Here is a 14,959-nt window from a genome sequence, read left to right as displayed (position 1 = left end):
GTAAAAATGAAATTGAAAAAAACATTCACACTCTTCTCGTTAATGATGGCAGGCGCCAGCATGACAGCTTGCACTGGGCAAGATAAGGTGGCAACCGTGAGCGCTGAGCAAGAAATTTGGCCAAACATCGAAACGGGTATTGCTGCAAACCCAGAAATGGAAGCAAAAATTGCGAAAATGCTGGCAAATATGACCCTTGAGCAAAAAATTGCGCAAATGATCCAACCAGAAATTCGCGATATTACCGTTGAAGATATGCGTAAGTACGGCTTTGGTTCTTACCTTAATGGTGGTGGTGCATTCCCAAATAATGATAAACATGCCAGTGCCGCAGATTGGATTGAGCTTGCTGAGAAAATGTATCAAGCCTCAATTGATGACTCGCTTGATGGCAGCTCAATTCCGACAATGTGGGGTACTGATGCCGTACATGGTCACAATAATGTTATTGGTGCGACATTATTTCCACATAACATTGGTTTAGGTGCAACAAACAACCCAGAGTTAATCGAAAAAATTGCAGCTGCTACCGCGCAAGAAGTGATGGTAACCGGCATCGACTGGGTGTTCGCACCAACAGTCGCAGTTGTTCGTGACGACCGTTGGGGTCGTACTTATGAAGGCTATTCTGAAGACCCTGAAATTGTGAAAGCATACTCGGCAGCCATTGTTAAAGGGTTGCAAGGTGCGGTTGATGAAGACTTTTTATCTGATAAGCGCGTGATAAGTACAGTGAAACACTTTTTAGGTGATGGCGGCACAGAAGGCGGTGATGACCAAGGTAATAACACGGCATCTGAGCAAGAATTATTTGATATTCATGCGCAAGGTTATGTTGGCGGTTTAGGTGCAGGTGCTCAGACCGTGATGGCGTCATTTAATAGCTGGAATGGCGAAAAAATTCATGGTAGCAAATACCTACTTACCGACGTACTTAAAGGCAAAATGGGCTTTGATGGTTTTGTTGTTGGTGACTGGAACGGCCACGGTCAAATTCCGGGTTGTACTAATGGCAACTGTGCGCAAGCAGCAAATGCCGGTCTTGATGTGTACATGGTACCGACAGATGCATGGAAACCTCTTTACGAAAACCTTATTAAGCAAGTTAAAAGTGGCGAAATTGCACAAAGTCGCATCGATGATGCAGTAACGCGTATCTTACGTGTGAAAATGCGCGCAGGTTTGTTTGATAAGCCAAGCCCTGCTAAGCGTCCGCTTTCAGGTAAAACAGAGATCATTGGTAGTGCAGAACATCGCGCAGTTGCAAAACAAGCAGTCCGTGAATCACTGGTACTACTTAAAAATAAACAACAGTTGTTACCGCTATCAGCAAATGCAAACGTATTAGTTGCCGGTCAAGGCGCTGATAACATCGGTATGCAGTCAGGTGGTTGGACAATCACATGGCAGGGTACAGGTAATGAGAATAGTGACTTCCCGGGTGGTTCTTCAATTTTTGATGGCATCAAAAATACAGTTGAGCAAGCAGGTGGTCAGGTTCAATACAATGTGAATGGCGAATTTGAATCTAAACCAGATGTCGCGATTGTGGTGTTCGGTGAACAACCATATGCAGAAGGTAATGGTGATTTAGATAACCTTGAATACCAACGCGGTAATAAAACTGATTTAGCCCTACTTAAAAAGCTAAAAGATGCCGGTATTCCTGTGGTGTCGCTATTTATTAGTGGTCGCCCAATGTGGGTGAATGCAGAGCTGAATGCCAGTGATGCGTTTGTCGCAACTTGGTTACCAGGCAGTGAAGGTGATGCAATCAGCGATGTTATCTTTAAAAAGCAAGATGGCTCTATCAATCATGACTTTAAAGGTAAGTTATCGTTCTCATGGCCGAATAACCCGGTAGGTAACCAAAACCGTGGTGATAAAGATTACGCGCCACTATTACCTTATGGCTTTGGTTTAACTTACCAAGATAAAAACACCTTGGCGGATAACCTTAGCGAAAAATCACAAGTCGCGGCTAAATTAGAAGACTTAGTATTATTTGAACGTGCCGTAAAAGCACCGTGGTCACTGCAACTACAAAGTGGTTCTGAGCTACAGGCCATGACCAGTAGCCGTGCAGCACTTAACGCTGTTAGCGTAAAAACCTTTGATAAAGACGTACAAGAAGATGCGCGCGCAATCAGCTTTAATGGTAAAGAAGCGGCTGCGGTACGTTTAATGGCGGCGTTCCCATCGGATTTACGTTCATACGTTGAAAAAGCGGGTCAACTGCAAATGCAGATTAAGGTAGACCAAGCTGCTGATGCGCCGCTAATGCTGGGTATGCAATGTGGTGAAAACTGTGATGGCCAATTTGATATTAGCAAACAGGTTAAAGTAGCAAATGATTGGCAAACACTGACCGTAGATTTGAGCTGCTTTGCAGAGCAAGGTGTGCAGCTTGGGCAAGTATTCTCGCCTTGGCAATTAGCCACTGAAGGTGCATGGCAAGTATCAATTGCTAAACTATCAGTAACGAGCGCGCACACCGAGGACGCAACAGTCTCATGTCAGTAAAATCGTATGCTGTTATTTTGCTAACAGGTGCGCTTAGTGCCTGTCAGCAAACCCCTGCGCCTGTCAAAGCCAGCCTAGGAGAAGGCTGGCAGTTAGTTTGGCAAGACGAATTTTCGCAAAATGATCTCGACCTAACTAAGTGGCAACACGAAGTAAATTGTCGAGGTGGCGGTAATGATGAGCTGCAATGTTATACCGCGCGTAGCGAAAACAGTTTTGTTAAAGATGGCCTATTGCATATTGTTGCTCGCCAAGAGCAATACACTGGGCCATTGCATAATAGCGATGAAGTGACTAGCGATGTTGAGCGAGAAAAACAAGCGACTCAGCCGTTCACTTCTGCACGTTTACGCACTAAAAACTTAGCTGATTGGCGATACGGCCGGTTTGAAATTCGCGCTAAATTGCCAGCAGGACAAGGTGCGTGGCCAGCAATTTGGATGTTACCGACTGATTGGCGTTATGGTCGCTGGGCATCATCAGGCGAAATAGACATCATGGAAGCAGTTAATCTAAAGACTCTCACTGATGACAAAACAGCGCCAGCTGGCAGCCTTGAAACGCGCGTACACGGCACCTTGCATTACGGTGGTCCTGCACCCAAAAATGTTTACAGCGGTACGCCGTACCGTTTCAGCGAAGCTAATAACCCGGCTGATAACTTTCATGTTTATGCCCTTGAATGGCAGCAAGATGAAATTCGTTGGTATGTTGATGATGTTCACTATGCGACATTTCGCCACGACCAGTGGTATTCAACATCACAACAACAAGACGGCTCGTTTATAGAAAATACCGGCTTTGCTCCGTTTGATCAGCGTTTTCATTTACTGCTTAACTTTGCTGTAGGCGGAAACTGGCCAGCAAATGTGAATGATAAAGGCGTTGATTTTGCAGGTTATCCTAAGCAAATGCTGGTGGATTACGTACGTGTTTTTCAATGCAGTAAAAATAGTGAAACAGGTATCGGCTGTGCAACAACACAGCCATCAGCAGTACAAATAAAGGGTAAGACCAATCCGCAATAATACTTAATTAAGCAGATTGCTATAAGTGAATTATGAACCAAGAGCCTGCAGATGCTTCGCCGAACTCGTTGCATCCGCTGGCTTTTGGTTCATTCTATCGGTTGAGCTTTTGTAGTAATAGCTGTCTTATTCTTCTGGCTGTTAGTTCGTCGATATCCGCTAATATCCCTTGCGCAGGCTCAGCAACGTGGCTTGCTAAATCCACATCATCAGCAAACACATAATGATTAAATAGTTGCTGCCATTTCTGTTTATGCTCGTTTGGCAAGTCTTTAATTGCCAGCATACTGTGCAGCATGGCATCAAATGGGTTTGCTAAATACTCTGGGGCTTGTCGCCACCAATAGTTCACCAACACATTAAACGGACTGGTTGCGCTAACCTGATGCCACCAAAGCGCTGGAATATAAATAGCATCGCCAGGGCCAAGAGTTGCCGATTGCGTCTTTGCTATAGCCTCTTTAAAGCGTGGAAAGCGGCTGAAATCGGGGTTATTAAAATCAACCAAGCTAACCGCTTGCCCAGCGGGTGTAAATTCGAGTGGACCAACGTAAAGGTTATTGACCTGATCAGTTGGCAATAGAGTAAACGTACGCTCACCTGCAGCAACACAAGCTAGGTTGTCGGCGTTGTCATAGTGAGCCGCAATCTGACTATGATTTCCCACCCAGAGGCTGGTTAGGCAGTTATAGTCGGTCACTGTTAATGGGTTTTCAACACTAAAGCTCGGAGCGCAATACTCCACAGCAGTAGAGCCCATATACAGTGAATCACTGTCGGTTTGTGTGAGTGTTAGTGCTAATTTTTGCAGCACAGAAAGTAGGTTATCGGCGTGCTGTGAAAAATTAAGCCCCGAGAAATCAGTGTTATAAAAGTAGCGCCCCTGATGAATTGCTTGGCTGCTAAAACTACGTACAGGGGCGTTATTGGCAAACCCTAAAAGATAGTCTAAAGCGTTTTTAGAACCTTGTTTAGCGGCAATGACTTGGGGCCAATCAGCGCAGAGACCTCTTATGACCAGTGGCTCAGTTAGCTCAGCTAAAAATGCTTTTAGATCAGCAATGCTTGAAGCCTGGCATTCTTTTATTGGCGCAGCCGCAAACATTACTGCTGAGCCCATTTTTTATTGAGCAAATGAGGAATGTGCTCCATTGATGCCAGCACCATATAAACAGCTTGTAGGTCACCTTGCTGTTGTAACTGCTTAAGTTGTTCAGCGGTTAAGCCATTGAGTACCTGTTGGTTAATAGTATAAAAGCCGCTCACTGTGACTTTTTCGCCATTTTTATCTGCATATTCAATATTGAAAGCTTCGAGTAAATTAACACTAAGCAAACGCTCAAAAAATTGATTAATTGTTTGGTGTTCTTGATGTAACGCGTTAAGTACTTGAGCAATATGATTTAAGTATTCGCTATTTCCACCATGTTCAAGGAAAATGGCTTCGCCATCACGTGTGCTTATGCGTGGGCTGTCTAAATCAATATGTACCACCAGTGATTGCTCAGGAATACCATTGTTATACTGGGTTTGTTGGCCAATTAAAAATGGCTGGCGCTGCATACTTAGTGGTAAGTAACTCAGTTGTAATTCGCCTTGCTCGTTTAGCAGCAAGTTCTCGCCATTTTCAAAACCAAATAAAGCGAGGGCTTCGAATTGACCTGTTTGCGGGTGCTTACGAAATACGATAGGTTGATTTGCTTGAACTTTAGCAAACTCACTTGGAAATACGGTAGCGCAGCTAATATTGTCGCCCCAGTTAGCACCGCGTGTGGTGATCACTTTTAGGTCTTTATGGCTGATGTTATCAAGTAAGACATGATTGGCCATTGGGCCTCCTAATACTGAGATTAAATAGGTTGTATACCAAATTGCTGAATATGATTTAACAGCTCGCGGTTAGTGGGTAGTTGTTGTAATCCGCGTTTGGCTTGTTGTTGGTTAGCACTAAAATGCTCAATAATAGCCGTTGGCATTGCAAGTACAGGAAATTGTGGCAATTGCTTCATTCCATAAAGTACATACTGGTAACTGGCTGCAGAGAAGACCTCTTGAGCGCGGTCAAAGTCGTTTAACCACGGACTTTGATATTGCCAAAGTGCTAAGTTTTCTTGAAGTTGCAGAGGGATTGAGTTTGCCTCTTTATGGGCTTGCCAATAGGGGCTAGTGCGCTTTGACAACACATAATGCAGCTTTAAAAATTCAATGATACGTTGCCAGCGATAATGGCACTGCTCATCAAACCGCTTTGCCAGTGTCGGCATTGCAGCACGATGTGTTGGGAAATTAGCAAGTAAGTTATTCAAGCCAAGCTCCACCATGACTAACGCTGAGGCTTCAAGTGGTTCAATAAAGCCTGCAGACATACCAATAGCTAAACAGTTTTTATACCAAAAACGGCGTCTATAGCCGGGCGTAAAACTGATTTCACGAAATGTCAGTTCATTTTGCGCGGTTCCAGGCTGGGTTTTTGCAATGTACTGGCTAAGCGCCTGTTTCGCATCTTCGCTGCTGGCAAAACGACTTGAGTACACCATACCTAGACCACGGCGGCTTTGTAAGCCGATATCCCAAATCCAACCGGCATCTTGCGCAGTGGCTTTGGTATAAGAAAGGATCTCTTGCTGCGGGTTTAAATAGGACACCTGTACGGCAACGGCTCGATCGTTAAATAACACATCGTGTTGCTCAATTAGCTCTATCCCGTAATGTTGATGTAACAGCTTTGCGTGGGTGCCAGAGCAATCAATAAATAAATCACCCGCAATAGTGCCATGATCGCGGGTTTGCAATGAACTAATATAGCCATCTTCATCACTATTGATACATTCAACATGACTGACGATATGCTCAACGTTTAGTTTGGTCGTGCAGTGCTGTTGTAGCAGCATGGCAAACTTACCAGCATCTAAATGATAGCCATAATTTGCTTCACCTTGATAGGCGCTATGTAAGTGGTTTTTCGGTGCTTTATGGTGATCGCATAAGTAGGTTTGGCTTGCCACTGCGTGGCTGAAACTCACGGCATCTTTGTTGGCAAACCAGTAAGGTGCAATATTTAATTGCTGATATGCCACCGGTAAGCTGAACGGGTGGTAATAATGTGCGTCGCCTTCATCGTCGCACCAGCCATCAAAGCGTGAACCTTGTTTAAAAGACGCATCACAACGTTGAATAAATTCACTTTCGCTAATGCCGATGGTTTTTAAGGTTTGTCGCATGGTTGGCCAAGTGCCTTCACCAACACCAATGGTGGCAATATCGGGCGACTCAATCAGGGTGATCTGTGCGTTGTGAGTTAAATGGGGCTGGGCAGCAATTAAACCTGCAGACAACCAACCTGCAGTTCCACCACCTAAAATGACGACTTTTTTTACTTCATTCTGTTGCATGTTTAAGGCCATCTCAAATGCTATGTAGACAAACTAGCATAAATACGAAAAAAAGCCGCTGTTGAGCGGCTTTTTTGACAACAAAATGCTAGAACGAGTAGCGGAAGCCGATGTTGTAGCGCGCACCATATTGGTTTGCACGTAACAGCTGCTCAGAGTAACGAACATAAGTACGTTGCGTTTCATCTGTCAGATTTAGACCTTCAACAAACACCGTTAAGTTCTCGTTAACTGAATAGTTCACGTTGATATCCCACTGGCCATAAGACTCAGTAAAGATTGGTGAAGCATGTTGGTCAAAGCCTGTTAAGAACTCATCACGCCAGTTATAAGAAATACGAGCAGATAAACCGTTTAAATCATAAATCGCAGAGAAGTTAGCTGAATCACTTAAACCCGGTAGGGCAAATTGATAGCCAATAGCATCTCGGTCTGCTTCAACATCACCAAATACGAAAGTCGCGTTAGCGGCAATACCAAAGCCAGAATCACCAAACATATGTTGCGCTGCTAGTTCCCAGCCCCATAGGTTTGCTGTTTCAACGTTGTTATCACGCGATACGAAGAAGCTTGCCAGCGGATCTGTATCGTTACCAACGATAGGCGTGCCTTCTTCAGTGCCTTGGTTTTCGTTGATCTTATCGTGGATTGCTTGGTCAGATGGTTGTTCACCTGCTGCTGCTAAATCTTCACGCGCTTGCTCTGCACGATCACCAATGAATGGGTCTGTAATACCATCAATCGTTTCTTCGGTTGTGATATTTACAAGGAAGTTATCAACTTGCTTACGATAGTAACCCGCAGACACATAGCTGCCTTCACCGTAGTAGTATTCAAGTGACAGGTCGATATTATCTGAAGTATAAGGTTTTAAGTTCGGGTTACCCACAGCCACTTTACGTTGACCCACTTTCGGGTTACCTAAGAATGACGTTGTTGAGCGAAGCGCGCCAACAGGAGGACGAGCAAGGCTGCGGCTGTAAGAGAAACGTGCAATAACGTCTTCAACTACTTCGATGTTCATATCGATGCTAGGTAAAAACTCTTTGCTGCTACCTTCACCGTTTGAGAATGAACGTTCATCAGCGTAAATGTATGACCACTCGTTACCGTTAACCCACTCCATTGCAACAGCAGGACGCTCTAAGCTGTTTGCTGTAACATCTGTTGATTCGTAACGTAAACCCGCAGTGATGTTCACTGGCATACCGTTAAATTCTGTTTCGAAGTTAGCTTGTGCGTATACCGCAGTTGTTTCTTCGCTTACGCGGTGGTCGTTATCGATTGGACCCGCTTGCACCATACCGTTTACATCAGCAGGCCAGCTACATGCGCCAACACCGCCATCAGGGTGATCACAGTCAATGCTTTCGGCAATCGCGACAATGTCATCGAAATCAGCATCGTAGTAGTAATTTAATAGCTTATCGCTACCACCACCAGAGAAGCCATCAAGTAAACCTGAGCTGTCTACACGAGTGAACATGCTGTCATCGTACCAATCAGCTGACATTAACCACCAACCAGCAGCAAGCTGACCTGAGTAGGCTGTTGTCGTACGGAAATCGATTTTAGTGTGTGATACACCAAAGTTAATGCTCGATAGGGCACCGCTGTCTTCGTTATACCACGTACCCTTTAACTGGTATTGATCAAGGTCGTTGGTGTTAGTGTCTTTGTTTACACCGGCGAAAAGAGTCCCTATGTCGCTTGGTAAAATTTCTGCTTGGCCATTGGTTAAGGTCATATCAATAAGCGGAATTTCGCCTTGGCTAAAGTCAGCCATTTTTTCATCGATATTAACCGTTGGGTTTTCACACCATGAACATGATGTGTTACCAATAATCATAAACGCATCGTGACCGATACCTACACCGGCACTTTCAGCCGATGAGTTATGCGCATCAAACTCAATGTTTAAATTGTCTGTTACTTGCCAATCAATGTTTAAACCAAGAGATTTATTTTCGTTAGTTGTCGCACCGCGGTTTAAGTTTGTTGAGTAGTCACCACCAATTTCAGTTACTTGCGTGTAAGTACCGTTTTCATTGATAGTTGCTGCGCTAACATTACCACCATTGTTGAACCACACGCCAAAGCTACGGCCATCTTTTTCAAACTCAAGTTTTGAGTAAGTGTAATCAACGGTTGCAGTAATGCGGTCATTCGGTGCGTATTGCAGCACAAGTTGACCATTGGTACGTTTACGTGAATTATCTGAAAACGCATAACCAGCATTTTGCGGATACCAGGTTGCGCCATCAGCGCGTTGGTTATTATCTGTCAGTGCTAAATTAGGAGACGATGAAATATCAACATTTGGGATCCAGTTATCAACCGCCATTGATTGTTCGCGGTTGTCACGCTCTTGAACTGAGCCTGAGATTAAAATACCGAATTTGTCATCGTTGAATGTGTTGCTGTAGATACCTGATAACTCAGGCGTTACATCATCACCTGTTTCGTTTGATGTGTCGTGAACTGCTTTTGCACCAATCGAAGCGTGTAAACCAGGGTTAGAAAGAGGTTTAGCTGTGTTGATATTAACTGTTGCACCAATACCCCCGCTAGGGATATCAGAACGCGCTGTTTTATATACTTCAACACCGCTTACACTTTCTGTTGCGATGTCGCCAAAATCAAATGAACGACCGCCAGTTGTTGGCATTTGACGATTGTTAAGGGTTACTAAGTTAAATTCAGGACCAAAACCACGAACCGTAATTTTGCTACCTTCACCATTACTACGGTCAATAGACACACCGGTAATACGTTGTAAAGATTCAGCTAGGTTGGTATCAGGGAATTTACCAATGTCTTCAGAGGTAATTGCATCAACAACACCCGCAGATTGACGTTTGATATCCATTGATTTTACTAGGCTTCCGCGAATACCTGATACTTGTATTACTTCAATATCACTTGCTTTGTCGGGCTGCTCTTCGGCGACAGCTGAGTGAGGAACTAGCGCGCTTAGACCCATTGCCATAGACAGGCTAATAGCAAGCTGCTTTTTCTTGAAAAGTGTGTGGTTCATGCAAATCTCCAGATTTGGTTTTATTTTATGTTGTTGTCTATTTTTGTAAGCGCTTACATTTTCTTTCAAAAAAATCGCCGAACCCGATTTTATAAATGTAACCGCTTACATTAAGTTATTAGAAAGTAAAACAATCGTCAACACAAATAACGGTTTAAGATCAGAGGTAATATCTATGTTTATGTTATTATGGGAAATATTTTATCAAAAAGTTTTTGTTTTTTAGGTACAAAGGCAACGCCTTTCAGCTAAAATTAGAAAATTAGAGTCTTTTACATTTGTTAAAACAAGAGGTGCTTTCGTGCAAACAGTGAAATGGAATGAAGGTGTATTCACCCCAAGCAAAATCATTTGCGTTGGTCGTAATTATGCTGCACATATTGCAGAGCTTAACAATGAAACACCAACAAATATGGTGCTGTTTGCAAAACCAAATAGCGCAATCACAGAGTCTCTTAAAAGTGAGCATTTAGCTGAGGCACTCCACTTCGAAACTGAGCTCTGCTTTTTATTTAAAAACAAACAATTGGCTGCGGTTGGGCTAGGGCTTGATTTAACCAAACGAGGCCTACAAAGCACGCTTAAAGAAAAAGGCCTACCTTGGGAGCGCGCAAAAGCATTTAATGGTTCTGCACTTTTTACTGAATTTGTCACGGTGAATGACAGTTACCATTATCAATTTAGTCTGAAGATTGATGGTCAAGAGACCCAATTTGGCGATACAAAGTTAATGCTGCATAACGCTGAGCAAATCTTAGCTGAAATCAGTGAATTTATGGACCTAGAAGATGGCGATATCATTATGACTGGCACGCCTGAAGGAGTAGGGAAGGTTGTCGCTAATTCAACCTTTGCTGTAACTCTTATGGATGATCAACAGGCGTTGCTATCTCATCAGTGGCAGGCTCTTTAAGCGGGTCTAAAATGTAGCGCTGATAATATGTTGAAAACTCAGGAAAGCTTTGTTCGAGCCAAACTCGTTGGCTTTGCTGATATCTTTCACTTGGTAATACCTTGTTCTTCAGCGCCTCATTAATTTCTGCTAGCACTTTTTCGGCATAGTTATTAGGCGCGTTCGTTGAGCAACCAATGGCACCAAAAACCACATTCTGAGCCGGATTAACAATGGTGAGCTTTTGAATATTCTGTTGGTTTTGTTGATTGTAATAATCAGCAACGTAGGGATAATCAATAGTGTAATCAATGTAGCCATGCTCTAACTGCGAGAGCAAAGCAAAATTTGGACTACTGCCAGTGCCACTTAATGCTGCACTTTCATAGAGCTTGGTATTTTTCGCTATAGTATCAAGCTTACTGCCAAACTTTCGCGCATCATTTTGCCCAAACATAAAATTTGCATCAGTCAATAATGAGATTAATGACACTGGGTTACCGTGTTTTTGCTTAATCTTCAGTGCTTTTTCTTTGGTACTTAATACGCTAAACGGTGGGTACACTGTGGTTGGGATTGAGTAAGTAGCACGGTTGGTTTTTTTATCACGATGGATCATGCAGGCATAGCACGCCATTTGTCCGTCATCGAGATATTTACTGCCACGTTTTTGCGGCAACATCACTTTGTTGTGGTTAATGTTGGGTAAGGCTTCAATCAACATATCGGTAATTTCATTGCATAGCCCACCATGGGGATAAGCGTTACTTTTCTCGATAAAGAAGGGCTTACCATCATTTTCAAGCCAGGTAATTGAGAGCTGCTCAGAGGCATGAGTAATGGTGGCAAACAACGACCCTGCAACCACGCATAATACTTGTTTTACGTATTTACTCATCAACACCCTACAAAGTTAAATGCTATGAGTAACTATACACTAAAGTATGGATAAACCTGTAGGTGAAACATAAAAATGATGAATTAGTGCTAGTGAGCCTACAGAAGGTAGACTCACTCATATTTTCGAAGGTTACCTAGAAAGGCATAGGATAGCGGGTAAATACGTCAGCGATTTTATCGTTAGCTTCATCGCTTAATTGCACCGAGAAAGCATCGATATTTTCTTTTAACTGCGCCATTGATGTTGCGCCTATGATTGTTGAGCTTACGCCATCTACTTGATCACACCAAGCAAGCGCGAGTTGTGAAGGTGTTAAATTAAAGGCGTTAGCAATTTCAACATATTCAGCAATCGCAGCACGTGATTGTGCTGTGTCTCTAAATAGGCCATTACGTTGCACTAGCGTCCAACGGCTACCTTCAGGGCGAGCACCATTTAAGTACTTACCACTTAGCATGCCGCCACCTAGCGGTGACCAAGGTAGGTAAGCAATATCTTCATGAATACATTGTTCAATCAAATAGGGCCAATCTTTGGCGTGCAATAAACTAAATTCGTTTTGAATCGATACCATGCGCGGAAGGTTATGCTGCTCACTTAAGCGTAAGTACTGGCTGATGCCCCAAGGTGTATCGTCTGATAAACCACAGTGCTTAATTTTACCAGCCTGGATACAGTCATTCAGCCCTTCAAGAATATCTAACATACCCGCGATATTTTGCTCGGTGTCAGCCTCTGAGAAGCACACTTTACCTGGCCATTGTTTACCAAAGTGCGGTGATGTACGGTTAGGCCAATGTAATTGGTATAAATCGATAACATCAGTTTGTAAGCGTTTAAGAGATGCATCAACGGCTTCAATCACTGCTTGGCGAGTAATATCGCCGGCATCGCGTACCCAAGGTAAGCCGTTACCCGCAATTTTAGTGGCAATGACAAGATCATCGCGTTTGTCTTTATTACGCGCTAACCAATTACCGATGATCTCTTCTGTCTTGCCGTAGGTGTCTGGAGAAGGTGGAACGGCATACATTTCTGCGGTATCAATAAAGTTAACGCCTTTATCTAATGCATAGGCGATTTGTTCATCGGCATCAGCTTGGTTGTTTTGCATACCCCATGTCATGCTACCTAAGCAGACACGAGATACATCAATACCACTTCGACCAAGTGGGCTATAAAGCATAATAGATCCTTGTTAATCGCTAGAATGGGCTTTAAGTGCAGTTAATAACTCATAATTTAACTGCGCTTTTTTACCCGTTTTAAAATTAAACATAACCACTTGTGATGAGCCAATGGTTGTTACTGCGTCTTGGCTTTCACTAAATACAGTGTAATGCATCATAAAACGATCTTGTTCAATGTCACTAATCTTTACACCAACATGCACCGTATCAGGAAATGTCACTGGGCGTTTATAGCGAGCATTGTTTTCGCTGATCACCGGACCCACACCTGTTACTTGTAAATCTTTAAGAAAGCCGAGTTGAGTAAAAAAATCAATACGGGCTGATTCAAAGTAGCGAAAATACACCACATTATTGACGTGCTGCAGGGCATCCATTTCACCCCATGCAACATTAATTTTTGTTCTGATAGGGTGTTGTTCTATAAACGATTGCATAGTAAATCTTCGTTGATTGTGAGAAAACTTAGGTTAGCAATATGCTGCTTTTAGCTCAAGGAAATTAGAAAACTCAGTAGATTGTGCTAGATTTATAAGTTCATGCTTACGTAAAGTGTGAGCAAAATGAACACACATTAAAGGACCTTAATTATGCAGCAACTAACCTTGAGGGTGATAAAGTGGATTGCACTTTTCATCTTACTCGCTCTAGCTTTGCTCTGTTATAGCATGGGCACAATGTCAGGATTTATCGCTTTAATTGTCGTGGGCTTGTTATTCGAAGCCGCGTTTTGGTTATTTGGCGCACGGCTTATCAGTCGCAAAAAACCAAACCAACAAACAAGCCAAACCTCTTAGCTTGCACTCTCAGGAAGTTTAAATATAATAACTGTATATATAAACAGTTGTTGTATTCCTGATGAAAAAATTCATTCACATCGATATGGACTGCTTTTATGCAGCCGTTGAGATGCGTGATAACCCCGCGCTTGCCAATGTGCCACTGGCCATAGGTGGTAATAGTCGTCGCGGGGTGTTATCAACAGCTAATTATATTGCCCGTAAATATGGTGTGCGCTCGGCGATGTCGAACTATCACGCCAAACAAATGTGCCCCGATCTGGTTATCGTCCCCGGACGCATGCAGGTTTACAAAGAAATCTCCACGCAAATTCGCGCCATTTTTGCAAAGTACACTGACCTTATTGAGCCGTTATCGTTAGATGAAGCCTACCTTGATGTAACCGACAGTACCGCATGCAAAGGCAGTGCAACTCTGATGGCAAAGCAAATCCGCCAAGAAATCTATGACACCACCGGACTAACAGCCTCAGCGGGCGTTGCGCCAATTAAGTTTATTGCCAAAATAGCCAGCGATGAAAACAAGCCTAATGGTCAGTTTGTGGTATTGCCCGATCAAGTTGATGACTTTTTGGCGAGTTTACCGCTTGGCAAAATTCCCGGCGTAGGCAAGGTGACATTAGAAAAGCTGCAACTTAAAGGGCTTTACACAGGGGCTGATGTGCGCGCAAAAGGGGTTAATTGGATGCAGCAGCATATTGGTAATTTTGGCGTGTCTTTATATCAAAAGTGTGCAGGCGAGTACGTTGGCAAAGTGTCAACAGAGCGAGTACGAAAGTCGCTCAGTGTTGAGCACACCTATGAATACAACAAAAATAATTTAGACGAGTGTTTAAGCCAGTTACCCCGATTGATGGATGAATTAACTCGTCGTCTTGATAGACAACAATTAAACAACCGCATCAATAAATTATCGGTGAAGGTCAAGTTTGCCAATTTTGTTGTGACCAGTGCCGATCAAAGCCACCACCAATTAGACGAACGCATTTTTGCTGAGTTAATGAGCAAAGCCTATGAGCGAGGTAACAACCAGCCAGTACGTCTGCTAGGGATAGGTGTCGGAATAAAGAGTCAGGCTCACGAGCATTTTCAGCTGAGTATATTAGACTAAAGGTTAACACCTTGGTGCTTGAAAGTTTGTTAGTGTCTAGTTGGGGTGCTAGGCCTGCCTAGTTCAACACCTTAGACAACATTAT

The 14,959-nt window shown here is 43.3% G+C and carries 12 protein-coding genes; 5 read left to right on the top strand and 7 right to left on the bottom strand.

The window, feature by feature from the left end; all coding sequences use genetic code 11:
- Positions 1 to 45: 45 nt before the first annotated feature.
- Complete coding sequence (locus P4S60_RS13320; RefSeq protein ID WP_442961487.1) at positions 46 to 2,523, top strand: glycoside hydrolase family 3 protein; 2,478 nt, start codon at positions 46 to 48, stop codon at positions 2,521 to 2,523.
- Positions 2,514 to 3,551 (top strand): glycoside hydrolase family 16 protein, encoded by a 1,038-nt coding sequence (locus P4S60_RS13315; protein ID WP_337116249.1) that lies wholly within the window; start codon positions 2,514 to 2,516, stop codon positions 3,549 to 3,551. Before P4S60_RS13320 ends, P4S60_RS13315 begins: the two co-directional genes overlap by 10 nt.
- A gap of 94 nt (positions 3,552 to 3,645) precedes the next feature.
- Here the strand turns inward: P4S60_RS13315 and P4S60_RS13310 are convergent, their stop codons facing one another.
- From P4S60_RS13310 to P4S60_RS13295, 4 genes are all read right to left on the bottom strand, one after another.
- Entirely contained in the window at positions 3,646 to 4,656 is a 1,011-nt protein-coding gene (locus tag P4S60_RS13310; protein WP_337116248.1) for a cupin-like domain-containing protein, read from the bottom strand.
- Positions 4,656 to 5,381: a SapC family protein gene (locus tag P4S60_RS13305; protein WP_337116247.1), complete on the bottom strand. Its 726-nt coding sequence runs from the start codon at positions 5,379 to 5,381 to the stop codon at positions 4,656 to 4,658. The genes P4S60_RS13310 and P4S60_RS13305 overlap by 1 nt, the downstream gene beginning before the upstream one ends.
- 20 nt (positions 5,382 to 5,401) lie before the next feature.
- Positions 5,402 to 6,943: a tryptophan halogenase family protein gene (locus P4S60_RS13300; protein ID WP_337116246.1), complete on the bottom strand. Its 1,542-nt coding sequence runs from the start codon at positions 6,941 to 6,943 to the stop codon at positions 5,402 to 5,404.
- Positions 6,944 to 7,031: 88 nt separating this feature from the next.
- Complete coding sequence (locus P4S60_RS13295; RefSeq protein ID WP_337116245.1) at positions 7,032 to 9,980, bottom strand: TonB-dependent receptor; 2,949 nt, start codon at positions 9,978 to 9,980, stop codon at positions 7,032 to 7,034.
- A gap of 301 nt (positions 9,981 to 10,281) precedes the next feature.
- On the opposite strand from P4S60_RS13295, the gene P4S60_RS13290 reads away from it, so the two are divergent.
- Positions 10,282 to 10,893: a fumarylacetoacetate hydrolase family protein gene (locus P4S60_RS13290; protein WP_337116244.1), complete on the top strand. Its 612-nt coding sequence runs from the start codon at positions 10,282 to 10,284 to the stop codon at positions 10,891 to 10,893.
- On the opposite strand, the gene P4S60_RS13285 is transcribed toward P4S60_RS13290, so the two are convergent.
- The 3 genes from P4S60_RS13285 to P4S60_RS13275 form a co-directional block, all read right to left on the bottom strand.
- Positions 10,844 to 11,770, bottom strand: a complete 927-nt coding sequence (locus tag P4S60_RS13285; protein WP_337116243.1) for an ABC transporter substrate-binding protein — start codon at positions 11,768 to 11,770, stop codon at positions 10,844 to 10,846. The two genes, P4S60_RS13290 and P4S60_RS13285, sit on opposite strands and share 50 nt — an antisense overlap.
- 136 nt (positions 11,771 to 11,906) lie before the next feature.
- Complete coding sequence (locus tag P4S60_RS13280; RefSeq protein WP_337116242.1) at positions 11,907 to 12,959, bottom strand: aldo/keto reductase; 1,053 nt, start codon at positions 12,957 to 12,959, stop codon at positions 11,907 to 11,909.
- 12 nt (positions 12,960 to 12,971) lie between these two features.
- Positions 12,972 to 13,400 carry an acyl-CoA thioesterase gene (locus tag P4S60_RS13275; protein WP_337116241.1) on the bottom strand — a complete coding sequence of 143 codons (429 nt, stop codon included), beginning with the start codon at positions 13,398 to 13,400 and terminating at the stop codon, positions 12,972 to 12,974.
- A gap of 153 nt (positions 13,401 to 13,553) precedes the next feature.
- Between P4S60_RS13275 and P4S60_RS13270 the strand changes: the two genes are divergently transcribed.
- Positions 13,554 to 13,760: a hypothetical protein gene (locus P4S60_RS13270; RefSeq protein WP_054552594.1), complete on the top strand. Its 207-nt coding sequence runs from the start codon at positions 13,554 to 13,556 to the stop codon at positions 13,758 to 13,760.
- A gap of 61 nt (positions 13,761 to 13,821) precedes the next feature.
- On the top strand, positions 13,822 to 14,874 hold the full coding sequence (gene dinB / locus P4S60_RS13265; protein ID WP_337116240.1) for a DNA polymerase IV: 1,053 nt from the start codon (positions 13,822 to 13,824) through the stop codon (positions 14,872 to 14,874).
- Positions 14,875 to 14,959: the final 85 nt, after the last annotated feature.

The sequence above is a fragment of the Pseudoalteromonas sp. Hal040 genome (assembly GCF_037162425.1).
Taxonomy (GTDB): Bacteria; Pseudomonadota; Gammaproteobacteria; order Enterobacterales; family Alteromonadaceae; genus Pseudoalteromonas; species Pseudoalteromonas gelatinilytica.
Note: the sequence above shows the minus strand (reverse complement) of the source record. Positions and strands in the feature narration are given on the sequence as shown.